Raw genomic sequence first — 24,262 nt, forward strand, 5'->3', positions numbered from 1 at the left:
CCTGCGGTGCCTCGTGTTCGACCATCTATCTTCCGCTAAGTGCTTTTCAAGTGCGAAAACAACGAATTGATATTCGTCAGTGGGACACGAGAGGTGACAACAAACTACCCTACTGTTCACTGAAGCCGTGGTCAGTCGGTTGCGCCCTAGCAAGGTAGCAGAACTTTCCTCGCAAGGGCCATGAAGAGTTGTCGAAAGCCGCTTCGCGGCTTGAATGGAGTGGACCTTTCCAAGACCCGGACAGGATCAAAGACGAGCTATCGATCCTGCCCTCATTGCTCGGCCGGTTCGAAATCTTGAGCGGTTGCGGCCTACGCAGTGCCCGCTTGTTTTGGAGCGGCGACGACCGCTAACAGCTCATAAGGTGCCTGAGGGCCTCCGCGTCTTGGATGCCGCTTTGGTACAGCCCTATAAGGCGGGCGGCGAGCGCATCAGCCTCTTCACTTTCCAGTGCAACCCGCTTTCGACGCACCAATTCGCGAAACACACCTTCGATTTTCCTAAAGTCTTCAGGCGCTATTATCTCTTGGCGAGATCCAACGGTTTTGTTCATCACACATAACTCCCCACCGGTAAGGAGGACATGTCATGCTGTCCCAGCGCAGATAATTATGCACCGCATTTGGCGCGGTGCAATCGAGAATTTCCGGGAGTAAGCCTGCTCATGCGCTGGGGTGTGTGTTGCGGCAGAATTGGCGAATTTGCTGTCGCGCTGTCCGCAGGGATCGGTCAGCGGGCCGGTGTTGCTCGCCCACTTTGGCGGCAAGCATCTCAATATCGAACTGCACGTCCCTGGCTTGACCAACCACATCATCCAAAGCCTGGAGAACGCAATTTTCAGCTGGGGAAACGCGCGAGGCGTCGAGTTCCGGAATGGCTCTGTGGCAATTGATTATATCAAGGTATCTGATACAGATCGGGTGCGACGTTTCGGAGGACATATGAGTACGCGATTTCTGATGATCAGCCCGGAAGACGGCAAGGACGTGTTGAGATGCCTTGCCGCTCCCGCGCGTCTTTCGATGTTGGAGCTTTTGCACAATCGCGGACCGCTGAACGTCAATGAAATAGCGGAGGCATTGGAGCTGCCGCAGTCGACCACGTCAACGCATCTCAATCTACTGGAGGAAGCGGGTCTTATCCGAACCGAGGTTTCCAAGGCGCGAAAGGGCAGCCAAAAGATCTGCCACGCCGTGCACGAGGAGATCATTCTCTCTTTTGCCAGCCCGGCCCGAACAGCGCAGGAGTTGATCGAGGTTGCGATGCCAGTCGGTCTCTATAGCGGATACGAGGTCTACGCGCCCTGCGGCATGTGCTCCCGTGACGGCATCATCGGTTACCTCGACAGCCCCGACACATTCCTCGCGCCAGACCGTATGAAGGCTGGTTTACTATGGTTTTCAAAGGGATATGTCGATTATCAGTTTCCCAACAATGCTCGCATCAAGGGTGCGGAGGTCAAGGAACTCGAGGTCATCCTAGAGCTCTCCTCCGAAGTGCCGGGAACTTCGGACAACTGGCCATCGGACATCACGCTTTCCATCAATGGCAAGAGTATCTTCGTGTGGACCTCGCCTGGCGACTTTGGCGATCGCCGGGGAAAATATACTCCCGACTGGTGGAAGCTTCGGGGCAGCCAGTATGGCGTACTGAAGTCCTTCCGCGTCACCGAACATGGTACCTTCATTGATGGTGTGCGCTTTTCCGACACCAATCTCGCTAACCTCAACCTGCTCGAACATCGTTCAATTCGTCTACGGATTGAAGTTCCGGAAACGGCCGAACACCCAGGTGGAATCAATATCTTCGGTCGAGGTTTTGGCAATTACGACCAAGACATCGTGCTGCGTTTGAAGATCTGATTTGGCGATTGGGCGCTTGTTGCCGAAATTGGCGGATTGACGCCTGCGCCTTCCCGTGTAAATTATCATACTAATTGATATATATCCGTATTTTGGATATACATGGAGGAAAGCATGCGCGCAGTCGGTACCGCACACAGCGGTTACGTCATCAGTACCGTTGATCCACGCCTTTACGGCTCGTTCGTCGAACATCTCGGCCGCGCCGTTTATTCGGGGATCTACGAGCCGGATCACCCGACGGCTGACAAGAACGGAATGCGCCAGGACGTGATCGACCTCGTTCGTGAAGCCGATGTTCCGATCGTACGCTATCCCGGTGGTAACTTTGTATCGGCCTATAACTGGGAAGACGGCATCGGCCCGCGCGAAGAACGTCCCGTGCGCCTCGATCTCGCCTGGCACAGCTCCGAGAGCAACCACGTTGGTATCCATGAATTCGCCGATTGGGCGGAAGCGGCCAGCACCGACATGATGCTCGCCGTCAATCTCGGGTCGCGCGGCCTGGATTCGGCTCGCGCCTTCCTCGAATATGTCAATCATCCGGGCGGCAGCTACTGGTCGGATCTTCGCCGCAAGAACGGCCGCGACGAGCCCTGGAACGTCAAGATGTGGTGCTTGGGCAACGAGATGGATGGCCCCTGGCAAATCGGCCAGAAGACGGCGGAAGAATACGGCCGCATCGCGTTCGAGACCGCAAAGGCCATGCGCGCCTTCGACAAGTCGATCGAACTTGTGGTCTGCGGTTCGTCCTCGCCGAAGATGCCGACCTACCCGGCGTGGGAAGCCACGGTTCTCGATTACACCTACGATTCCATCGACTACATCAGCCTCCACATGTACTTCGATAATCATGCAGGAAACACGGCTGACTATCTGGCGCAGAACGCCCGTCTTGACGACTACATCGCCACCGTTGCCGGTGTGATCACCTACACCAAGGCCAAGAAGCGCTCGAAGAAGGATGTCTATATCAGCTTCGACGAGTGGAACGTCTGGTATCACTCGCGTGAGGCCGACCGGAAGGTGCTGGAAGGCAACGACGGTTGGCCGCATGCCCCGGCGCTTTTGGAAGACATCTACAATTTCGAGGATGTGCTGCAGGTCGGCTGCATCCTCAACACCTTCATCCGCCGTTCGGACGTGGTAAAGGTCGGTTGCCTGGCACAGCTCGTCAACGTCATCGCACCGATCATGACTGTCCCGGGTGGACCCGCCTGGCGGCAGACCACGTTCTTCCCCTACGCCTACGCCTCGCGATATGGTCGAGGCAAGGCGCTGCAATTGGCGCTGGACTGCCCCGGCTATTCCACCGACTTTGCAGAAAATGTCGCCTATCTCGACGTTTCCGCTGTCGAGACTGAGGCCGATGGTGCCCTTACCTTCTTCATCGTCAACCGACACCAGAAGGAAGCGATCGAGCTTGAACTCGCTCTTGAAGGCTTCGGCGACCGCAAGGTGATCATGGACAAGGTCATGGAGGGTCACGATCTTCGCGCCGTCAATGGTCCCGGAGGCGAAGCGATCGAGCCGCGGGATGGCTCGGGTGCATCGGTTGCTGGCAGGCGTTTGGTCGCCGCAATCGCGCCGCTGAGCTACCGGATGATCCGGCTCGGCGCGTAAGACGGCAACGACAGGGAGGAGGGACCATGTCAGCATCGATCGAGATCAGCAACGTCACAAAGCGCTACGGTGCGCTTACCGTGCTGGACGACATTTCGCTGTCGATCAAGGCAGGCGAGTTCGTCGTCTTCCTCGGGCCTTCGGGCTGCGGTAAGTCCACCCTTCTGCGTATGATTGCAGGTCTGGAGGATGTGACGAGCGGCACGATCGCGGTGGGCGATCAGCGCGTCGACACGCTGCCACCAGGCAAGCGCGGCGTCGCCATGGTCTTCCAGTCCTATGCGCTTTATCCGCATATGTCCGTCGCCCAGAACATGTCCTTCGGCCTAGAAAACATCGGCATGCCGAAGAAGGAGATCGGGCGTCGCGTCCAGCAGGCCGCCGCAACGCTGGAAATCGCCCATCTTCTCGATCGAAAGCCACAGAAACTTTCCGGTGGACAACGCCAACGCGTGGCGATAGGGCGCGCCATCGTCAAGGAGCCGAAGGCCTTCCTGTTCGACGAGCCGCTGTCTAATCTTGATGCTGCCCTTCGCGGGCGCACCCGGCTGGAACTTGCGCAGCTTCACGGCCGCCTCGGCAGCACGATGATCTTCGTAACGCATGATCAGGTGGAAGCGATGACGCTCGCCGACCGCATCGTCATCATGCAGAACCGCAGGATTGAGCAGATCGGCACACCGATGGAAATCTATCGACGTCCCGCAAGCCGGTTTGTTGCAGGCTTCGTCGGCTCGCCAGCCATGAACTTCGTGCCGATCAAGAGTGTGGCCGACAAAAGCAACACACTGACGCTCGGGACGAGGGGCCTTGGCGACATCCATGCTGCCTTCCGCTTGCCACCGAGTTTTTCGCCAGAAGGTGCAAGCCTCGGCATCCGCGCCGAGAATGTGGCCGTCCTGCCGGCCGGTCAGGAAGGCATTGCTCTTACGGCCGAAGTCGTCGAGCGGCTTGGCGATCGCACGCTGATCTACGGACAAATGTCTGACGGCACTAAGTTGACGGCCGAAACCGACGGACGCAGCGAGGCGCGCGGCGGCGAGATATTGCAGATCGCTATCGATACGACTGCCATCCATCTTTTTGACGCCGCCGGTATCGCCCACCATTCGGAGCGCGACTGACATGGCCGAGAGTTATCGCCGCAGCCAGTGGAGCAATGGCCTTTTCATCGTACCTTACCTATCCGTCTTTATGGCGCTGCTCGTCTTTCCGCTCTTCTGGGGCGCGTGGCTGAGCTTGCACAAGGCCAATCTGTTCGGGCCGGGTCGTTTCGTCGGTCTTGGAAACTATGCGCGCGTGCTTGCCGACCCAGTTTTCCTGCAGGCTCTGCGCAACACGATGGTCTTCGTGCTTGTGAGTGTGCCGTCGCTGGTGGCGCTCGGACTTTTCCTAGCACTTGCCCTCAATAAAACGACACGGACAACCTCGTTCCTGCGCGGCCTGTTCTTTTCTTCGTCAGTACTTTCGGTGACGATCGTGACGCTGATTTGGCGTTTCGTCTTCATCCCCGGTGACGGACTGTTGGCGGTTGTTTCTGAACAGCTTGGGGTACAGCCGATAAACTTCCTCTCGACGAGCGGCTGGTCTTTGTTTTCGGTTGGCGTCGCGACCGTGTGGTGGTGCCTCGGCCTGCCGATGATGCTGTTTCTTGCCGCTCTGCAACAAATCCCGAACGATCTCTATGAAGCAGCAGCACTCGACAATGCCAACCCTTGGCGCGTGCTCACCCGCGTTACGCTCCCCTCGATCGCTCGCACCATCATGCTGGTCACGATTATCCAGATCGTCATGCAGTTTCAGCTTTTCGGACAGGCGCAGATCATGACCAATGGCGGCCCCAACGGCACGTCTCGACCGCTGGTCATGTATATTTACGAAGTAGGCTTCGTGCGCTGGGATGTCGGCAAGGCTGCTGCAGCTTCCGAGTTCCTGTTCCTCATCATTCTCGTGGCGGCGATGGCGCAGTATGTGGTCTCGACGCGCAAGACGGAGGCCTCCGAATGAGCACGGATCAAACGACCTATCGCCCTGAGGCCCTGACCGGTAATCGGACGCTGCTTACGATCGCCATTGTGCTCTCGGTCGTCATGATGGCGCCCGTCGCCTGGCTCGTCGGCCTGTCGGTCAAGGACAATAAGGAGCTGATGCTCGGCACGGAATCGGTGTTCCAGTTGCCCTACACGCTTGTCAATTACGTCAATATCATCCACTCGTCGCAGGCCTTCGGCTGGTTCTTCAACAGCGTCGTAGTTGCGATCGGGCAGACGGCCGGCGTGCTGATCCTGTCCTCGCTTGCAGGTTATGCTTTCGCGCGCCTCGAATTTCCGTTTCGCAAGACGATCTTCGTCATCGTGCTCTTCGGCCTTGCCGTGCCCGAGCAGGCGGTCATCATCGCCCGTCACCAGATGGTCAACTGGTTTGGCCTGCATAACTCCTATATCGGGCTGATGCTGCCTGGCATGTCCTCTGCCTTTGGGGTCTTCCTGATGACCCAGTTCTTCAAGGCGATCCCTAAGGAGATCGACGAGGCGGCACTGCTCGACAATGCCTCGTCGCTGCGCATTTTTTGGAAGGTCCTTTTGCCGCTGACGCTGCCGGCCCAGGCGACGCTTGGTATCTTTACTTTCCTGCATGCCTGGAATGACTACTGGTGGCCGCTGATCTCGGCCACGAGGAAGGAGATGTTCACGCTCACCATCGGCATCGCCTCCTCTCAGACCAATTTCGCCCAAAGCGAAGGTCTCGGCTTCCTCAGCGCACAGGCCGTCTTTGCCAGCCTGCCCGTGCTGATCGTCTACGTGATTTTCCAGCGCCATATCGTCACCGCGGTTTCGAGCGGTGCTGTGAAGTGACTGCTGCTGTGGCCGGGAGGAAAGGGCCGCAGCAGGCTTGAACCAGGGCGAGAGCCCCTCAAAGGGAGAGATATACCATGAGACGTTTTCTACTCAGTACGGCAGCACTGATTGCGCTGACCTGCGGCACCTCGGCCCACGCGCAGACGAAGATCGAGCTGCAGCGCTTCTTCGGCGCCTGCGACGCAGAGTATGGTTCCGTCACCGACGTTTCCAAGGCCGTCGGCGAGTGCGGCATCATTACTTCGCTGGTCAACAAGTTCGAGGCCGACAATCCGGATATCGACGTCAATGTGACCACCGTGGAATGGCCGGGTTACGACCAGCTCAACGCCCAGCTCTCATCGGGCGCCGCTCCAGATGTCGTCTCCATGCACTACTCCGCGATCTCTGACTACCAGTCGCGGGGCCTGATTGACCCGATCGATCAGGTTCTTTCCACCCAAGGCATCTCGCCTGACAGTTTCACGGATGCCGCCCGTGACGGAGTGACCAAGGAAGGCAAGATGTTCGGTTTGCCCTTCGACAACTGGACCATGCTCTTCCACGTCAACATGAACCTGATGAAGGAAGCCGGCCTCGTGAACGCAGACGGCACGCCTATTCTTCCGAAGTCGGCCGACGAACTCATAGCTCAGGGAAAGCAGTTCAAGGAAAAGACTGGCAAGCCCTATCTCGTGCAGATCCTCGCCAATGAGACGGCCGCCTATGCGCGTGTACTCTACACGCTGCTGCAGCAGCAGAACGCTGACTTCTTCGCCGATCCGACCAAGATCACGCTGAACACGCCGGAAGCCAAGAACGTCGTCGAGTTGATGAAGAAGATCAAGGACGTAGGCCTGACGACAACCGGTCTCGACTATGCGGCTGCTGTTACGGCCTTCACCAATGGCGATGGTGGCATTGCGGTCAACGGCACCTGGCTGATTGGCGATTTCGTCGCCCAGTCGGAAAAGGAGGGTACGGCTCTTGCGAAGGGCTACACCGTTTATCCGGTCCCGCAGCTCTATCCTGGTCGTGACAGTACCTATGCCGACGGCCACAGCTGGGTTATGCCGCACAAGGATCGCTCGCCGGAACAGATCGAAGCGATCGGCAAGCTCTTCAAGTTCCTCGCCGAGAACGACTTCCAGTGGGCTCGCACCGGTCACCTTCCGGCGGTCAAGGTCGTCTTCGACATGCCAGAATTCAACTCGCTGCCGCACCGTGAAAACATCGCCGAGATTGCCGAGACTGGTCGCTCGCTGCCCGGTGCTGTCCAGCGTCAGTTCGCCATCCAGGACATCATCGGCGAAGAGGTGGGCGCGGCCGTGAACGGCGACAAAACAGTCGACGAAGCTCTTGGCAGCGCGGAGAGCCGCATCAACGACCTGCTTGCCAATCTCTGATGGCAAACAGACCAATTCGGGCGTGGGACCTGGGTCCCACGCCCGAATGCAAAAAAGGATGACCTCCGTGGCGAAGGTCATCCTTGCACACGATCCCGACGGATCATCATCTGGATCGTTTTTTTGCGCGTGCACTAATATAACCGCTAAAGCACAGTTTTGTTCCCCCGGAATGGCGGGTGGTAACGGGATCGTCTCCGACCAGGCCGCTTTTGCTCACTGGGAGACTGCGCCGCCCGCAGGTCAGACGCGTTGGTCTGCGGCAGTGCCGGGACGGTTCATCGGCTTGAGAAATTGACCGGAGAGGAGTGTCTCGGTATCGAGGTGAGGGATGAAGCCGACGGCGGGATCTCAACGTTACTTCCATGCCTTGAACCTGGCCCAAACGGGATTTTTGGTGGGAACCGGTAGCAAATGGCGCGTTCGATCGGCGGGTGGGTAGCCTTTCTCGCCTTCACCGAACTCGGTGCCGAAAACCAATTCGAGCTGAGCCCGCTTCAATTCACGTTTGCTTTGGAACCTTAAGCCCCACACGCCGCTTCCTCTTGTTGAAACGGGAGTAACTGGCTATGCCCAAGAAAATTACTGTAGCTAAGAAGCAAGCGGACCGCCGCCCCAAGCACCAGGAAACGATACCGGAACCCGATGATCTCAATCATCCGTGCCGAGACACGAGAGAGACGCCAGCGCCGAACCCAAACGGCGAGCCTGTCAGACCTCGTAACCGCGTCCCGGCCACTGCAAAAGAAATCTTGCGGCGGCGGTGATTGATCTCGGCTGCGCGCCTTTACTGCCGCCAATCGCACGGCTGGCGAAGCGACTCTCGTCGATTTTCGGATTGCTGGGACGTGCTGCTTACTGAGAATTGGGAAAGCTGGTACCAAGCACGAAATAGGCGAACAAACCTGCGGCGATTGCAGCAAGCGTCGCCAAAGCGAGCGTGAGCGCGTATGATCCTTTGCCGCCGGCTGAAAAGGCCAGCACCACTTTCGTCAGCAAATTGATCATCACCGCGATCAGGATCGCCGCGACGGCAGTTGTGAGATCGACCGACGTCGGCGTAAGCCGTGCAGTCGAAAGCGTGATCGCATCGAGATCCATCAGGCCGGAGACAGCGGCAACCACAAAAAGCATGACCTGGCCGATTCTCTCGACCAGAAACTTTGACGCCACGGTAACGCCGCCGAGCAGGGCGCCGAAACTACCTCGCCGAGTTCGAATGGGTTTTTCAGGTGAAGATCCGGCGCATCACGCTTACCGCCGCTTCGCCACAGAATCAAACCACTTGCAGCCAGTAGCACGAACACGGCCGGCGTTAACACGATCGCGAGAGGTACCAGGAGAACAGGCGCTATGACGGCACCGATAATGACGACACGGACCAGCGACAGGGCGCCGGCAATCACCGCGCCGCAAGCCAGTCGCCGAGCACTCTCCGGTGCGTCAGCTGCGAAGCGAGCAAAGGAGAGTGTCAGCGCCGTGGAGGAGACCAGTCCACCGGCGGCACCAGCAAACAGAATTCCGCGATTGGGGCCGGCAACGCGGATTGCGACATAGCCGGCAAAGGAGATGGCGGCGATCGTGATCGTCAGCAGCCACAGCGCGAATGGGTTTAGCGCCTGCCACGGATCGATGGGCTCGTTCGGCAACAGCGGGAGAGCAACTAAGCTCATGGCAAGAAGAACGAGGGCTGCTCGAACCTCCCGCCAGGTCAATTGCCGGAGAAAGCCATGCAGGCTGCGTTTGGCCGCAAGAAGTGCCATGGTTGCAACCCCACCGGCGGCGGCTAGCCGTATGTCGCCCACGACCGCAACCGCGCCAAGCGCGACGACCACGAAACTCGCGATGACTGTCGTTGCGCCGTAATCCTCTTCTTCCTCCGCCTCGCGCCGCTTGAAAATGACGAAAGCAGTGCCGAAGAGCAATAGCAGCACCGCAGGCATGACAGGACCCGATCGTAGGTGGAGATAGCCGGCAAGTCCGCCGAGGAAACCTGAAAGTCCGAACGTCCGGATGCCCGCGGTTCTGCCGCCGGATGGCAAATCGCGGTCCTGCCAGCCTCGCTCGCAACCCACAATGAGCCCGATTGCAAGCGCCACACCGAGTCGTTGGAAGGCTTCAACAAATTCCATTCGAAATCATAATCTTCCGGCGGGCGGAAGGACAGCGTGCACAGCGGTTACAAAGTGACATTCATGCAGTTCCGTAACGGTCAACCAGCCGACCAGCCAAAGGACATTCTCTTCATCGGCGCACGCGATACGCCCATGGGGAGCCGGTCGCGGTGACTTTCGACCAGACGGGGCGCCCACTGTCGCCGACGCGGTGGGCAACGTCATCTCGCGGGTACACCCGTCTAACGTGGGAACGAGCCAACCTGCTGGCGGGGATTTCTGTCGTGAGCATCTTCCTCTGTCCGAACGGCAGGAACACGATGGAACATTTCTATTCGAAAGAAGTTTTGGCAGTTGTGAGTGAGCCGGACGGTATCTCACCCTTCATCGTGCCTGCCCCCCCGGGGGTGAGCCGTCCGGTTTTACTCCTATGCCGCTTTATGGAACCCGTCTCGACGAGGGTTCATTCCCCCAGCGACAAGATTTGGTGGGTTGGTGCGCAGGCGACGATCGTCTTACCTTAACCAATGATGCCATCCCATCCCCCGCTAGCCCCGACTTGACCGTCTCAGCGATGGTCGTGCCCAACGCGACGAGCTTTCCATCGACGCATGTAACAAACCGCCCACTACACCTTGGCTTTTGTATTCTCCCAATCGAAAGAATTCGTCCGCACGGCTTCTTCTGCGTCGGCGAGGCTGCATCTGCGAGATGGCCCCTTGTGACCGGGTGAATAATTGTAGAATCGGACCTGATGCTAAAAGTTCCATTAGGGCGCGCGAATATACGCAACCCTTCTATTTGGGCTGGCCGCTGACAAATCCACCGCGGACGCCGACCCGCTGCACTAGCAAGACTGCCCGCCGCCTCATGCGCTGACGACTCGCGCAGCATGCCCGACATTGATCGAGATGTCGCTGCCACGGCAGATGATGCTGTCAGCGAGGATGGTCATGCGTCCGCCCACGGTGTCGGCGATCCCGGGAAGCGCGTCGACCGCCGTCGGCGCGCAATCCATGTTCCCGCACGCGCTCGTTGACCACCAAGCCCTCGGGTCTCTCTTCGGCATAAGTCGGCAGGTTCGGGATAGGCCTACAAGCGCAACCGATCGGTAGCTGCGGCGTTGGGCGTCGGGCTCGAAGGGCTTGCCCTTGATGATGCCAAGTGCGGCCAGCGACCCCATAATCTCTGGATCGAGCGCCTCTGCCGGTTCCTTTTGCACCAGGTCATTGATCATCTCGAAATAGCTGAAATCATTGGGCGGTATGGTATTCATCGCCTTGCCGGTTTCCCGGTGAATTTGACCGGCTCTTGGGGGTTATGGTCGGAACGACAGGCCGCATTTGCGAGATTTGCTGCTGCAGCAAGGTCGTGCCCACGCTTTTGCCCCCTAGCGATTGTTCGATCTTGGCTGGAGTTGTTAGTTTATGCTAATTCAAGGCGGGCGCAGGTCTATCTAAATTCGCTTGAAGACGACAGCATCGGATGCCGCGACAAACAAATCTTCATGATTTTTGGGAAAAAATTGGTGGCTGCGAATGCCGGAGATGTAAAATCGCCAATCGACTGTGACGCTGGGATTGACGATGCCCCTAGAGGGCATTGTCTACAACCGTGTAGCCCAAAACAGGGAGGATCGATGGTAGAGGTTGGAGAGCGCACGTTCGTTGTGGATCTGCCCGATGCGGATACAACGGACTCTGGAATTTTTACCTGGGATATTGCCCAAGACCTTGTTTATGGCGATGCCGCCTTGGCGGAGCTTTTCGGTCTTGTCGCCGAGGAGACCAATTGCGGATTGCCCCTCAAACTCTACCTTGATCGAGTCCATCCCGAAGATCGGCCACGCTTGGCAAAGAAGATCACCGAAACAATAGTTGGAGGGCGGGCGCAGCAATCCGCCTATCGCGTCAAAACGCATGGTGGCCGCTATGTTTCAGTCATTGCCTTCGGTAGATGCTTCCGCGATCGCAAAGGCAGTCCGGTTCTCTATTCGGGTATCGTGGTTCTGGAAAGCGCGACCTCAACAAACGACAACCGAAAACACTGATTTGCTTGCGGCGGGACAGCACGCGGCCGGGAGGATTGTAGTCCTTTGACCTGGTAACAGCCTGTCGCGAAATCGCTACCAAGCTGTTCGCCGATTGAACGGCACAGGTGCTACATCTCGTTGGTCCACCGACCGCCGGCCAACCGGTGTTGGACCTTTTGAGGTTTGATCACGATAACCCATAAGAATTAATTGATTTTCTTCTCCGTACCCATAGACTTGCACTGCGGGGCACCAACCTGGTCTTGACGAATTTGCTAACAAACTAGGCATATTGCGGCGCCGATTGCTGGATATTTGCAGGTTAAGATTCAAAGTCATCGGACGAGCCCTGGTTCCTGGACCAGGGCTCTTTCGTTAGGGCTGCCCAGAGATGATAAGCCGCTGACAACTCGCGTCGCCGAGTGCTCCAGGGCGCATGACGGCCGGCTAAAGCTCGAATGAACCAACGGAGCGGTTGAGAGTTTAAGAGACATGATCGATTCGCGACGAAGGAATACATCATGACCACTTCCGTCTTCAGTTCAGCGCATCACACCAACAAGATAAAATCCGAAATGAACGCCCTCATCCAGCATCTGCGCGAAGACGTCAATGCCGTCGACGACACGCAATTGAGAGCCCTATGCGAAACTTCGGCAGAAGTCCTTGGTGGATTGGTAAAAGCATTCACCGACTATGAGTTGAAGAACGAAGCCGCCTGGAAATAGTGTGTCGCTCGAATTCATATGTAGCTCGTTCTGCGCCTCAGTGGCTCAGCAACGTTGGTACTAAGGATTGGGTGGGTAGCGGCCTGTCCGTTTCTTGAGATCAGAAGAGGCGCCGCCGTCCCAGGGCGCCGGATCTGTGGTTATGTACCCGAGATATCTTACCTCACACCCCGCTCGCCATCCGCGCATGGTCACATAAATCTTCAATTTCGAGGCGTTCAGACCGACGCTGCGTCTAGCTTCATCCTCGCTGAGTTTGGGTACGGCTTCCGCCACTACAAAGCCCCTCGATCGCGAGGGTGAGCCGCCTTCGCCGCGAGATCATACCGTCTGAGCAAATCGACTTGTCCGGTTACGTCGAAGATGCCATGCGGTTGCTGGCGGTGATATCGCCGGCCTGTTCACCTGCTTTTCAGGGCGGCAGACTTTTCGTGCCCAGACAAGCACCGGACCGTAAGCACCCAAGCCACGAGCGGTGTTCCACGGCTACAGAAAACTATTATGGCTTCTTTGGCAGACTGACCGTTACGCTGAAGCCCGGATTGCCGTGAGAAAAGACAATATCGCCGCCGTGACGCCGGACTATCGTCCTTGCGATCGCAAGGCCTAACCCCACACCGCCCGTCTCGCGGTTTCGGGAGGCTTCGAGGCGAAAGAACGGGGCGAACACTTTTTCATGCATCTCCTCGGGAATGCCCGTTCCATTGTCCTCGACAACGACATCGATGGACTGATCCCCATCATGAAGGTGTACGCGTGCCTCACCGCCGTACCGCACAGCATTCTCGATGATGTTGCGAATGGCGCGCCGCAGGCTGTCTGGGCGGCAACGGTAGGTCGACTTTTCCCCGTCGCAATAGACGACGGGCTGATGCATTTCCGCAAGGTCATCGCAAAGGCTGCCGACCAGCGCGTTCAGGTCGACGGTGCGCGTCTCTTCCGCCGCTGCTTCGCCGCGCGCAAAAGCAATCGTCGCTTCCGTCATGGTTTGGATCTCGTTGATCGTCTCGAGCATCCGCTGCTGAATGTCCGGATCGGTGACGAATTCTGCCCTGAGCCGAAGCGAGGTCAGAGGCGTGCGAAGATCGTGGCCGATTGCCGCGAGCATCCGGGTACGATCTTCAATGAAGCGAAAAAGCCGGGCCTGCATCCGGTTGAAGGCCGCTGTCGTCTGACGGATGTCGTCTGTTCCTTCCTCCGGGAGGGAAGGTACGTTTTCTCCTCTCCCAATCGCCTCTGCTGACGCCGCTAACCGCTTGAGGGGACGGGCGATGCGGTTGGCGGCAAAAATCCCAATCACAGATAGAAAGGTGGCCGCTGCTGCGAGTGAATAGAGCGTTTGCGAGTTCCACCAGGGTGCCGAAGAGTCGGTGTAGTAGGCCGTATTAAGCCACGTGCTGTCGCCCAGCTGGACAGCGAGGCCAAACCCGACCCCATCGTTGCCGCCAAGAGGCATGAACCTGGCAGCCTGCGGCAAATTCCACGTTGCCTCGGAGGGCGTGGCCCATGGCTGGCCGGCATTGGCCGAGGCAATCACGTCTCGTGTGGCATCATCGATGGCTGAGGAGACATTGAAACCCGCATGCTGAGGGAAATCGACGAAATTCGCCAGCGGCCGCGCCAGTTCGTCCGCAGCCTGTTTGCGCCAGGCATCGGGATCGACAGGCTCGCTGTCAGAAATCCAGAAACGCGAATGAGCCGTCTCGCTGGCTTCCAAGGCTTCCTGCTGCAAACTGGCCGGAACGGATCCCATCAGCCGGGTAAGGGATGTGGCGCGCGTATAGAACTCGCTCTTGGAAGCAGCGTACAAGGCACGTTCGCGTTCATTCCGCGATATGAAGAAGGATAGCGCCTGCGACACGATCAGCGTGACCAGCACGAACCCAATGAATTGCGCCGCGAGGCTCCTGCGCCACCAGTAGATCATTCCGAAACCACATCGGCGGAAAGACTGTAACCTCCGCCCCAATGCGTCCGGATGATCGAAGGATTTTTAGGATCCTCTTCCATCTTCTTTCTGAGACGGCTGACATGGTTGTCGATGCTGCGGTCGAACACATCTGCGGCCCTGCCCACCGTCAGATCGAGCAACTGATCGCGCGTGAGCACGATGCCGGGATGTTCGAGGAAGGCTTTCAGCAACCGGAATTCGGCCGTGCTCAGCGGGATCCCGACACCATCGGCGTCGGTCAATTCCTGCCGACCGACATCCAGGCGCCAATGTGCGAAATGAATGATCCTCGCCTTGCTGGACTGTCTCGACTGTGGGGGCAGGCTGTTAACCCGGCGCAGCACCGCGCGGATCCTCGCCAGCAGCTCTCGCGGGTTGAACGGTTTCACCAGATAATCGTCGGCACCGATCTCCAGGCCAACGATGCGATCCATCTCCTCCGTCACGGCGGTCAGGAATATGATCGGTACCTGGCTTGTTCCTCTAATCTCGCGACAGACGGAGATGCCGTCTTCGCCTGGCATCATCACGTCAAGCACGATGAGGTCGATCGCGCCGTGCGCCATGATGCGTTTCAGTGCAGCGCCGCTTTCTGCGAGACTGATCCTATAGCCTTGCTTGGCCAGGTATTTACCGACGAGGTCGCGTATGTCCCTGTGGTCGTCAACGACGGCGATGTGAAGTGTTTCTTCCATTCAGCAGATCCGATCTGTTGGAAGAAACACTACAGCAGCGGGGTGATCGGCGCATTTTGAAATTTGTAAAAGAGTGTGTCAGCCGCGCGTGCGACAGCTCTTAAGACCTTGTTGCGTTCGTACATTTTGCGACAAAGTCTGCGGTTGCTGACAAAGCTCTGCGACAAAATTTTTCTATACCCAAACGCACATTGCTTGCCGACGAAGAGCTTCTTCGACGCGGCCGGACCAAAGGCATCCGACGTTTCAACAAGCATGTTGCAAACATCCGCAATTCTGAGGACGGGTTAGAGATCCATGTACGCCACACGCCTGAGAAACGCCGTTCCGGCACTACTGCTGACCGCCATCTTTGCATCGTCCCATGTGGCGGCGGCCGATCGAATGGAACCCCTGACGATCAGGGAGCAGTCAAGCTTCGCCATCGGCGGAACGGTGGCGAAAACGCCCGGCACCTATGATAACAACAAGCCGAGCGCCGAAGGACAGAGTTTCCACGGCGACCATCTCTACGCATTCTATCAGGTTCCGCAGAACGCCAAGGCGCTGCCCATCGTCATGCTGCATGGCGCGTTTCAGTCGGCGCGCAGTTGGGAGACGACGCCGGACGGGCGCGAGGGGTTCCAGACGATCTTCCTGCGCCGCGGCTTCCCCGTATATCTTGTCGACCAGCCGCGCCGCGGTCGCGCAGGCAACAGCACCGTTGCAACGGTGGTCGAGCCGACGCCCAACGACCAGCTGTTCTTTGACCAGTTCCGCATTGGCAAGTGGCCGAACTACTTCGACAACGTGCAGTTCAATCGTAAGCCTGAGACGCTGGATCAGTTCTTTCGTTCGGTCACGCCGAACACCGGCCCCTACGACGCCGGTGTGATTTCGGATGCGATGGCTGCGCTGTTTGATAAGACCGGCCCCGGCATCCTCTTTAGCCATTCGCAGGCCGGTGGACCGGGCTGGCTGACGGCGATCAAGAATGAGAACGTCAAGGCGATCGTCGCCTTCGAACCGGGCAGCGGTTTCATCTTCCCGGAAGGTGAACTTCCAGCTGAGATGCCGAGCGCGGCCGGCACCCTGAAGCCCGAAGCCGTGCCGCTGGCCAACTTCGAGAAGCTGACCCGTATCCCGATCGTCATCTATTACGGCGACAATTTTCCAGTCGAGCCGACCAACGAGCGTGGACAGGACAATTGGCGTGTGCGCCTCGCCATGGCGAAGCTCTGGGTCGAGGCGATCAACAAGCGTGGCGGTGACGCTAAGCTGGTGCACCTGCCCGAGATCGGCATCAAGGGCAACACGCACTTCCCATTCTCCGACCTGAACAACCTCGAGATCGCGGATCAGGTCTCGACGTTCCTGATCGAAAAGAAACTGGACTGACGGGCATCACGGCGATGCACGCCGTGATCTCCAAACACTGAACAGTTGAAAGGATTATCGATATGAGGCGTACGGTAAAGGCGGCGGTTTTGGCGGCAATGACGGGGTTTTCGGCTGGCGCGGCCGGGGCGGCGGACTACAAACAGAACCCGTTCACCCTGGTCTATGAAGGCGCGATCACGAAGAACGAGCCGGGCAAGGTCAATATCCACCCGGTCACGTACAAGCTGAACGGCCTAGATATCGTCGCCAACGTCTACACTCCGGCAAACTACGATCCGAGCCGGGAATATCCTGCAATCGTCGTGGCCCACCCCAATGGCGGGATCAAGGAACAGGTCGCGGGCCTCTATGCCCAGCGCCTGAACAGGGCTACATCACGATCACTGCGGACGCCGCGTATCAGGGCGGTAGCGGCGGCCAGCCGCGCAGCGTGGACAAACCCTCAAACCGCATCGAAGACATCCACGGCATGGCCGACTTCATCACCCGCTATCCGGGCGTCGATGTCGCGCGCCTCGGCCTTCTCGGCATCTGCGGCGGCGGCGGGTATTCGCTGGCGGCGGCGAAAACCGACAAGCGCTTCGTGTCTATCGCGACGCTCAGCATGTTCAACTCCGGGCGGGTTCGCCGCAATGGCTTCGCGGATTCGCAACTGAGCACCATCCAGGAGCGCCTTAAGCAGGTTTCGCAGGCCCGCGCCCAAGAAGTCGCCGGCGGAGAAATTCTCTATGCCGGCGACGCCAACCTGACGGACGAGCAGATCGCTGCACTGCCTTTTGAAATGTACCGGCAGGGTTACGAGTACTATTGGAAGACGCACGCGCATCCCAATTCGACGTTCAAGTACACGATGAGCAGCCTGCTGGACCTGATGCGCTGGGATGCCACCGATCGGATCGAACTGATCGACCAGCCGCTCCTGATGATCGCCGGCGCTAAGGCCGACAGCCTCTACATGACCGAGGATGCCTTCGCCAAGGCCACCGGCACGACGGACAAGGAACTGTTCAAGATCGAGGGTGCAACGCATATCGAGACCTACTGGGTTCCCGAATATGTGGATGCCGCGATGGGCAAGCTGACGCCGTTCTTCGCCCGAACCCTTGTTTCCGACCGATCGTAACCCGCTGATCCCGTCGCTTAGCGATGACGCCCCGGTTCAGTTGCGGGGCGTCGCGTTCTTCCGCAATTCGAGGAGTCCCACATTGACGAAGCTCGCAAGAAATCTGTTCATCGCAGCCAGCCTGTTCGGAGGAATCTCAACCATGGCTATCGCCCAGGATCAGAAACCCGCCGCGCCCGATGCGACGGCCGGCAAGCGGCAATCGCGCGCGCAGCAACTCTATGGCGACATCGCCCCGAAGATGGCCGAACTGACCGATGAAGTGCTTTATGCCGACATCTGGGAGCGGCCTGAGCTTTCCAAGCGTGACCGCAGCCTGGTCACAGTGACGGCCCTCATCGCCCTCAATCGGCCTGATCAGCTTCGCTCCCATCTCAATATCGCGCGCCAGAACGGCGTCAAGGAAGAGGAACTGATCGAGACCATCACCCACATTGCCTTCTATTCGGGCTGGCCGAGCGCGGTGTCGGCTCTTGCGATCGCCAAGGACGTCTTCAAGAAATGACGCCGAGGCAGAGGAACGCAATGAAACTCGCTGCCATGACATTCGCCTCGCTCATCGTTGCGGCTCCGGCCGCTTGGGCCCAATCCGATCAGGCGGTCACCGTGTCGCACGCCGGATCGCAGCCATCTACGGCAGGCGGGGCCGAGAACTTCACCGGCGCCGTTCGCGTCGACGATCGGTTCAAGGGCAGCGGTGATGCGCGGATCAGCGGCGCAACGGTCACCTTCGAACCGGGAGCGCGCACCGCCTGGCACACGCATCCACTCGGCCAGACTCTGATCGTGATGCACGGGGTTGGCCTGGTGCAACACGAAGATGGCCCCGTTCAGAAAATCCGCCCGGGAGACACCGTCTGGATCCCGCCAGGCGTCAAGCATTGGCACGGCGCGAGCAGCACGGTCGGGAGCCACATCGCCTTTTCCGAAGCGCTCGACGGCAAGTCTGTCGAATGGATGGAAAAGGTTTCCGACGAAGCGAAGCTCTTGCAGGCCGCCCGTATGGCGGTCTGTCGCCCAGCCAATCCCGTCCTTAGAGATTAAAGCGAGCCTCTCCATGAAGAGAATTGCATACCCCGTCACATTGAGCGCGCTTGCCGCCTGCGCCGCCTCTCTCGTCGGTTGGCAGGTCCATGCGGAACCCAACCGCGTCCAGTTTCCTGACCTCGACGCGCTGGTGCACTATACGACCGTTCGGCGCGGCAACGTGATGGAACACATCATGACGACGCCCGCGGCCATGGAGGCCGTCAAGAACGGCCATCCGATCCCGACTGGCACCCATTTCGTGCTGGTCGACCATCGCGATGGCGAACTCTATCGCTACTTCGTTATGGAAAAGGGCGAGGGGTTCGGCGCCGAATATGACACAAGCCGCCGTACCGCCGACTGGCAGTTCCAGTGGTTCTGGCCGGACAAATCGATCAACATGGATGAGAACACGGCGCGCTGTCAGTCCTGCCATAGCGGCCAGCAGGACAGCGACTACCTTTATACGGCCTATCGCATCCCCCGGTTCACCGGCACGCCGGTCGAATAAGCGGGAGGTCGAGCGTTTGAACCCTATATTCCTTACGCGGCTGGTGTTCGATCTCATCGCCGCCGGATTGCTGCTGTTTGCATTTTCCTACTGGTGGCTCGGCAACGTCGCGCATGAACTGGCCGGGACCGCCATGTTCCTGTTGATCATTGTGCACAACGTGTTCAATCGCCGCTGGTACGGCACGATCTCGAAGGCTCGGGATGAGGCGCGCGGCCTGTTCAACATCGCGGTAACCCTTCTGCTGCTCGTCGCGATGCTGGCTTTGCTTGGTACCAGCGTGCTCATTTCCAACGCGCTCTCCGGAGTGATGTCAGCCTATGGTGGCTTCACCGTGCGGCAGATCCACACGCTCGCCGCCTATTGGGTCCTGGTGATCGTCGCCGTCCATCTGGGCTTGCGCTGGCCGATGCTCATGGGCGTGGCGCGCAAGCTCACCGGCATCAAACAGCCAAATGTCGCTCGTACCCTGGCGCTTCGTGCGATCGCCATCCTCATCGCGCTCCACGGCGTCTGGAGTTCGTTCGCACTTGCCATCGGCACGAAGCTCTCCATGCAGGTAACGCTCGACTGGTGGAACTTCGAGGAATCGGTCGCGGGCTTCTTCATCCACTGCCTCGCGGTTGCCGGGCTCTACATCTGCCTGACGTTTTACTTTCTGAAGTGGGCCCAGGCCAGAAACTGTCGGACGTCCCATACTGCTGACGGCCAAGCTCGCGTACTATCGAAACGTTAATCGCTGCGGAGGAACTCAAATAACTGATTCAGTGCAATCGGACCGTGGTCAATCCTCCGCTGCCGAGGCGCTGGCTGAGGCGGAACGCAAAGGATTCCGGCTTGCTGTCATTGGCCGAACCGGTGCCCTGGTTGCGTTCGCTTTTTTCTACCTTTCGCTCTATGCCTACCCCAACAACGCCTATGCAGCGGCCGCGGTCCTTTCCACGGCGGCAATTGGCACGTTCTCGCTTCGGCCGGTCAACAGCCGATATGAACGTATGGCACGCTTTGCCTTGTTCACATTCGACGCGGCGGCAGCGAGCGCCATACTTGCATTCGCACCACTCAGTAGCGGGGGTGATATTCCGCAGAATCTCGTCTTTCTTTCCAGCCGAACCGAATATTACTACGTCATTGTTGCGGCTTCCATTTTAGCGCTATCGCCTGCGCTGGTCATATGGACGGGCCTTTGTGCCGTGACTGGTCTAGCTGTCGCTACCGTCTGGATCATATCGGGCATGGAACAGATCGTTAGTCTGGGGGATCTGCCGTCTTCGCCCTCGCGCACGGAAGTCTTTGCGGTACTCCTCAGTCCCGACTTCCTCGGCATTCCAGTTCGCGTGATCGAGGGAGTGGTGATCCTGCTCGTGACATGTATCGCGGCGTTGGCGGTCCACCGTGCGCGCAACGTGGTCCGCGCGAATGCTGCCATCGAGGCGGAGCGCGCCCGGATACAGCGAATTTTTGGGCGTTACGTCCCGCCGCAAGTCGCCGAGCAGCTCATTCATTCCGGGCAGCTCGCACCTCAGCTGCGCATGGCTAGCATCATCTTTGCCGATATCGAAGGCTTCACGCGACTGTCGGAAAGTTTGCCGGCCTCGCGCGTGATCACCATCCTCAATAGCTTTTTTAGCGCGGCGACGGCGATCATCGATGAGCGCGGTGGCGTCGTCGTAAACTACATCGGTGATGCCTTGATCGCGGCTTTCAATGCGCCACTTCCCGCCGAAGACCACCCGGCACGGGCGGTTGCCGCCGCTCGCGATCTGCTGGCTCTGGTTTCATTACGCGAATTCGAAGGCCACGCGCTCCGTCTGAGAATCGGTGTTGCTACAGGCCAGGTGGCCGCCGGGACCGTCGGGGGTGAGGAACGTCACACCTACACACTGTATGGCGACACGGTGAATTTGGCGCAGCGACTCGAGGAATTGAATAAGGAGTTTTCAACCGATTGCCTCATTAGCGGCTCCACATTTAACGCCGCGCGTGAGAGTTGCGTTGATGCAGTTGCGATGGGATCGGTGCAGGTGCGTGGACGTCAAACCGCGGTCGAGGTTTTTGCCCTCAGGCGCTGAGCGGGTCAGCCCCGCCGCTGCATTCGAGCTCGGCGCTTGATCCGCTGTTTCAGCGACCCCAAGTGCATTCTTCACGGACTTCCTGCCGTAATCGGTACTTAACGGCCCGACGCGATTTGAAATGGAGGCTGAGATAGCGGCGATTTCCTCGGACGTGAACAACATCGAAACCCGCCAGGCGATTGTGAGTTCACAGTGGTGTCGGACTGGCCTCTTCCAAACGGGCTGTTAATTCCGATTGAAAGCCAAGTGTTCGGTCGTTCGCTTGGTCATTATTTGATCACCTTGACTATCCCAGCCAACTTGTCCCCGTGGGAGGCGAGTTGTTCTCCGAGTGCTTTGGCTTGGAGGGCGGTGAGTCCAAACTGCAAAGCCGAAACTTGTTCCAGATCGTGATCGACACCGAATTCGAGGCGAAGGAAAACATCGGAGTTCTGGTTTATAAGCGTCGCGGTCTTCCAGCCAATGATAGGCGACACCCTTATGTTGCCTTGGCCGTCCTTGTTCCAGCGGTTCATTTTATCTCGCCTCCGATGTGATGGGACGTATGAACATTACGATGCCAGGACCGTGACAGGGCTACGCCGAAGCTCGGCGCGGCAGGCAGCCCGACGCGTCCTACTGCCGGCGATACGCAGGTAGTTGGACCATCAAAGCCTCCAGACAATCGTTCCGAAGTCCACCGCCGATCAGCAGCTTTTAAACCTCAGGACTCCAACCGAAACCGGAAAGAATGGTTCCATTATGACACGCCGCATCAACGAGGCGGGTCTTGCTGGCACCTTCGAATGAAGGTGGACGACATTGGTTCTCCGTTCTCGAACCGTCATAGAACCAGAATTATCTGGCCATCTCGTTAGGCGCCTCAGACTGATCAGGCGCGCCGCGCGGCTCCTTCACTGCCTAGGGGGAGGTGCCTTTCCCGAACTGCTTCCCTGGAGACGCCGACTAAATTCTTGAAGTGGTCAGGCATTATCACCTCAGTGCGAAGTCCAATCACTTTTACTCATAGCCTTAATCCCAGCCGGCCCCTCGGGGATAGGCGGACGTTGCCGTAATCAAGCCCTCGTTCTGGGATTTTCGCGTGGAGATCGGACCTTCTCGAAGAAGGTCCCAGCTGCTTTTGTTGTCACTCCTTGGAGATTGTGGCGTATTCCAGCAGTATTTATCACAAAGGCTTAGTATCTGGATTAGCTCCAGCCACTGCACGGAGCATTCCATGTGAAAATGACAGAGCTTAGTGGTGCATCCAGGTCGGCTGTTCGCTCTGAATACGAGGTGTGGGGGCTACCGCCTGCAGAACCAGCGGCCACATTCGGTCAATGCCACTTCATCAGTATTGCCGAACCTGAGTTCATCCATCAAGAATTTTGCGAGGCGGCGTGCGCGAATGTCTTGGCGCGGGATTCTCGCTTCGAAGCAAATTCGATCGAATATCCTTTGCAGGGTGCCGATCTGCTGAGGTGCGAGTTCAAAGCCTGACTGGTCAAACTGAATAGCCATATAGACCTCCCTCTATGAGCTATCGCTTTCACCGGGGGAGAAAAGATAGCGAAATCTCCAATTGGCTCCAAGTGAGCAAAAGTTGAGATTTTTATGGCGGCGGACTGCTTCTGGTAGAGGACGCAGTGGCGCATAAAGAAAAGGCCCTTGCTGAAGGGGCCGGGAGGCTATCGCCGACGTCGGGCAGCGGGTTTATTTGGCGAGATATGGGGGCCACGTTCCGCTCGCGCTTTGCGGGCGGTCTGTGGGTGCGTCTCGCGCGCATTGCACGAGCATCTCATCGATGGGACGATGCCACCATGAATTTCTCTGCCTGGTGCTGGTCATCCGGTGCGTAGTCGATCGGCTAGATATCGCCCAGGGCCTACACGAAACGCGTGAGGGGTGAGCCGATAGATGAACGACAAAGCGACAATCACCGGCAACCTTCGAGCGCTGGGCGTTCAATCTGGCGATCTACTCATGGTGCACGCATCGCTGAAGGCTATCGGCGCCGTGGAGGGTGGCCCGCGTGCCATTGTGGCATCGATCCTTGAGGCCGTCGGGCCGAACGGCACTTTGATGGGCTATGCCTCATGGGATCGATCACCCTATGACGAGACTCTGAACGGCGCCCAATTGAGCGAGGAGCGACGCCGGAATTGGCCACCGTTCCACCCCGAGACGGCGGGAACATACCGCGGCTTTGGCGTCCTTAACCAGTACCTCGTCGATACGCCGGATGCTTTGCGCAGTGCGCACCCGGATGCATCCATGGTCGCGGTGGGATCGCTTGCAAGAGAGATGATCGAGCCGCATGTTCTCGGACGGGCATTCGGTCAAGGGTCTCCCTTGGAGCGTTTTGTCAAGCGGGGCGGAAAGGTGCTGTTGCTCGGTGCTCCCCTGGATGCCGTCACTGTTCTACACTATGCCGAGGCAATAGCCGAAATTCCTGGAAAGCGCCGCGTGACCTATGAGATGCCGCTTCTCGACCCGCAAGGCCAAACCATCTGGGCGCATACGGAAGACTTCGATTCGAACGGCATCCTGAGTTGCTTTGCGATCGATGGAGAGCCCGATGCCGTCGAAACGATTGCAAATGCGTACGTGCTCTTGGGTCGGCATCGCGAAGGCCCGGTGGCGCGTGCGCACAGCTACCTGTTCGATGCCAAGGACATCGTCGAATTTGGCGTCGAGTATCTTGAGCGGAATTTTGGCGCGGCGGGACTTACCTGATGCTGGGCTGGCTCCGCTGGCGGTGAACGGATTCCTCGTTATCGGCATTGCTTATGAGCGCAGAATGGATCACGGCATCGCTTTGAATTTTTGACCATGATGACGAAAGTCAGTGTTATTTCGCCCCGGCCGTCTAGGCCAACAGGCGCCCTCAACTCATTCCTACTCCGGGGAAGCTAAT

Annotated in this window: 22 protein-coding genes and 2 pseudogenes; 16 read left to right on the forward strand and 8 right to left on the reverse strand. The window is 58.3% G+C overall.

Features of this window, described 5'->3' with window-relative positions; all coding sequences use genetic code 11:
• Nucleotides 1-349: 349 nt before the first annotated feature.
• Complete coding sequence (locus ASD52_RS05775; protein WP_057209358.1) at nucleotides 350-553, reverse strand: hypothetical protein; 204 nt, start codon at nucleotides 551-553, stop codon at nucleotides 350-352.
• Between the two features lie 388 nt (nucleotides 554-941).
• Here ASD52_RS05775 and ASD52_RS05780 point away from each other — a divergent pair, with 388 nt between their 5' ends.
• From ASD52_RS05780 to ASD52_RS05805, 6 genes are all read left to right on the forward strand, one after another.
• The gene (locus tag ASD52_RS05780) at nucleotides 942-1,862 is read left to right on the forward strand and encodes a metalloregulator ArsR/SmtB family transcription factor (RefSeq protein ID WP_057223694.1); all 921 of its coding nucleotides are present in this window, start codon (nucleotides 942-944) and stop codon (nucleotides 1,860-1,862) included.
• A gap of 114 nt (nucleotides 1,863-1,976) precedes the next feature.
• Entirely contained in the window at nucleotides 1,977-3,485 is a 1,509-nt protein-coding gene (locus tag ASD52_RS05785) for an alpha-N-arabinofuranosidase (RefSeq protein ID WP_057221678.1), read from the forward strand.
• A gap of 26 nt (nucleotides 3,486-3,511) precedes the next feature.
• A complete protein-coding gene (ugpC, locus tag ASD52_RS05790) occupies nucleotides 3,512-4,609 on the forward strand; it encodes a sn-glycerol-3-phosphate ABC transporter ATP-binding protein UgpC (RefSeq protein ID WP_057218581.1) in 1,098 nt (365 codons plus the stop codon).
• A 1-nt stretch (nucleotide 4,610) separates the two neighbouring features.
• The gene (locus ASD52_RS05795; RefSeq protein WP_057223559.1) at nucleotides 4,611-5,492 is read left to right on the forward strand and encodes a sugar ABC transporter permease; all 882 of its coding nucleotides are present in this window, start codon (nucleotides 4,611-4,613) and stop codon (nucleotides 5,490-5,492) included.
• Nucleotides 5,489-6,340: a carbohydrate ABC transporter permease gene (locus ASD52_RS05800; protein ID WP_057221680.1), complete on the forward strand. Its 852-nt coding sequence runs from the start codon at nucleotides 5,489-5,491 to the stop codon at nucleotides 6,338-6,340. Before ASD52_RS05795 ends, ASD52_RS05800 begins: the two co-directional genes overlap by 4 nt.
• A gap of 77 nt (nucleotides 6,341-6,417) precedes the next feature.
• A complete protein-coding gene (locus ASD52_RS05805; RefSeq protein WP_057218578.1) occupies nucleotides 6,418-7,728 on the forward strand; it encodes an extracellular solute-binding protein in 1,311 nt (436 codons plus the stop codon).
• 855 nt (nucleotides 7,729-8,583) lie between these two features.
• Here the strand turns inward: ASD52_RS05805 and ASD52_RS05810 are convergent.
• Together ASD52_RS05810 and ASD52_RS40705 are read right to left on the reverse strand one after the other, a co-directional pair.
• Nucleotides 8,584-9,860 (reverse strand): annotated as a pseudogene (locus ASD52_RS05810) (MgtC/SapB family protein).
• Nucleotides 9,861-10,710: 850 nt separating this feature from the next.
• A complete protein-coding gene (locus ASD52_RS40705) occupies nucleotides 10,711-11,118 on the reverse strand; it encodes an alpha-hydroxy-acid oxidizing protein (RefSeq protein ID WP_057218576.1) in 408 nt (135 codons plus the stop codon).
• 363 nt (nucleotides 11,119-11,481) lie between these two features.
• Here ASD52_RS40705 and ASD52_RS05820 point away from each other — a divergent pair, with 363 nt between their 5' ends.
• Both ASD52_RS05820 and ASD52_RS05825 read left to right on the forward strand, forming a co-directional pair.
• Nucleotides 11,482-11,892 (forward strand): PAS domain-containing protein, encoded by a 411-nt coding sequence (locus ASD52_RS05820; protein ID WP_057218574.1) that lies wholly within the window; start codon nucleotides 11,482-11,484, stop codon nucleotides 11,890-11,892.
• A gap of 503 nt (nucleotides 11,893-12,395) precedes the next feature.
• Nucleotides 12,396-12,602, forward strand: coding sequence for a hypothetical protein (locus ASD52_RS05825; RefSeq protein WP_057218573.1), 207 nt, complete (start codon nucleotides 12,396-12,398; stop codon nucleotides 12,600-12,602).
• Between the two features lie 499 nt (nucleotides 12,603-13,101).
• On the opposite strand, the gene ASD52_RS05830 is transcribed toward ASD52_RS05825, so the two are convergent.
• Genes ASD52_RS05830 through ASD52_RS05840 form a run of 3 tightly spaced genes read right to left on the reverse strand, consistent with a single transcriptional unit; the run spans nucleotide 13,102 to nucleotide 15,505 of the window.
• A complete protein-coding gene (locus tag ASD52_RS05830) occupies nucleotides 13,102-14,529 on the reverse strand; it encodes an ATP-binding protein (protein WP_057218572.1) in 1,428 nt (475 codons plus the stop codon).
• Nucleotides 14,526-15,248: a response regulator gene (locus ASD52_RS05835; protein WP_057218571.1), complete on the reverse strand. Its 723-nt coding sequence runs from the start codon at nucleotides 15,246-15,248 to the stop codon at nucleotides 14,526-14,528. Before ASD52_RS05835 ends, ASD52_RS05830 begins: the two co-directional genes overlap by 4 nt.
• 29 nt (nucleotides 15,249-15,277) lie before the next feature.
• Nucleotides 15,278-15,505: a hypothetical protein gene (locus ASD52_RS05840; RefSeq protein ID WP_057218570.1), complete on the reverse strand. Its 228-nt coding sequence runs from the start codon at nucleotides 15,503-15,505 to the stop codon at nucleotides 15,278-15,280.
• Between the two features lie 40 nt (nucleotides 15,506-15,545).
• On the opposite strand from ASD52_RS05840, the gene ASD52_RS05845 reads away from it, so the two are divergent.
• The 7 genes and pseudogenes from ASD52_RS05845 to ASD52_RS05875 all read left to right on the forward strand — a co-directional run bounded on the left by ASD52_RS05845 (nucleotide 15,546) and on the right by ASD52_RS05875 (nucleotide 21,363).
• Entirely contained in the window at nucleotides 15,546-16,625 is a 1,080-nt protein-coding gene (locus tag ASD52_RS05845) for an alpha/beta fold hydrolase (protein ID WP_057223561.1), read from the forward strand.
• 62 nt (nucleotides 16,626-16,687) lie between these two features.
• A pseudogene (locus ASD52_RS05850) lies at nucleotides 16,688-17,751 on the forward strand (alpha/beta hydrolase).
• A gap of 142 nt (nucleotides 17,752-17,893) precedes the next feature.
• On the forward strand, nucleotides 17,894-18,256 hold the full coding sequence (locus ASD52_RS05855) for a carboxymuconolactone decarboxylase family protein (protein WP_082557491.1): 363 nt from the start codon (nucleotides 17,894-17,896) through the stop codon (nucleotides 18,254-18,256).
• Nucleotides 18,253-18,795 carry a cupin domain-containing protein gene (locus ASD52_RS05860; RefSeq protein ID WP_200954004.1) on the forward strand — a complete coding sequence of 181 codons (543 nt, stop codon included), beginning with the start codon at nucleotides 18,253-18,255 and terminating at the stop codon, nucleotides 18,793-18,795. Before ASD52_RS05855 ends, ASD52_RS05860 begins: the two co-directional genes overlap by 4 nt.
• A 13-nt stretch (nucleotides 18,796-18,808) precedes the next feature.
• Nucleotides 18,809-19,291: a cytochrome P460 family protein gene (locus tag ASD52_RS05865; RefSeq protein ID WP_057223564.1), complete on the forward strand. Its 483-nt coding sequence runs from the start codon at nucleotides 18,809-18,811 to the stop codon at nucleotides 19,289-19,291.
• A gap of 16 nt (nucleotides 19,292-19,307) precedes the next feature.
• Nucleotides 19,308-20,027: a DUF4405 domain-containing protein gene (locus ASD52_RS05870; protein ID WP_057223566.1), complete on the forward strand. Its 720-nt coding sequence runs from the start codon at nucleotides 19,308-19,310 to the stop codon at nucleotides 20,025-20,027.
• Between the two features lie 31 nt (nucleotides 20,028-20,058).
• Nucleotides 20,059-21,363, forward strand: a complete 1,305-nt coding sequence (locus ASD52_RS05875; RefSeq protein ID WP_057218562.1) for an adenylate/guanylate cyclase domain-containing protein — start codon at nucleotides 20,059-20,061, stop codon at nucleotides 21,361-21,363.
• Nucleotides 21,364-21,635: 272 nt separating this feature from the next.
• On the opposite strand, the gene ASD52_RS05880 is transcribed toward ASD52_RS05875, so the two are convergent.
• Both ASD52_RS05880 and ASD52_RS05885 read right to left on the reverse strand, forming a co-directional pair.
• Nucleotides 21,636-21,881 (reverse strand): hypothetical protein, encoded by a 246-nt coding sequence (locus ASD52_RS05880; RefSeq protein ID WP_057218561.1) that lies wholly within the window; start codon nucleotides 21,879-21,881, stop codon nucleotides 21,636-21,638.
• 769 nt (nucleotides 21,882-22,650) lie between these two features.
• Nucleotides 22,651-22,866, reverse strand: a complete 216-nt coding sequence (locus ASD52_RS05885) for a hypothetical protein (protein ID WP_057218560.1) — start codon at nucleotides 22,864-22,866, stop codon at nucleotides 22,651-22,653.
• Nucleotides 22,867-23,262: 396 nt separating this feature from the next.
• Here ASD52_RS05885 and aac(3) point away from each other — a divergent pair, with 396 nt between their 5' ends.
• Entirely contained in the window at nucleotides 23,263-24,081 is an 819-nt protein-coding gene (gene aac(3) / locus ASD52_RS05890; protein ID WP_057218559.1) for an aminoglycoside 3-N-acetyltransferase, read from the forward strand.
• Nucleotides 24,082-24,262 lie beyond the last annotated feature (181 nt).

This window comes from Ensifer sp. Root142, from assembly GCF_001426785.1.
Taxonomy (GTDB): Bacteria; Pseudomonadota; Alphaproteobacteria; order Rhizobiales; family Rhizobiaceae; genus Ensifer; species Ensifer canadensis.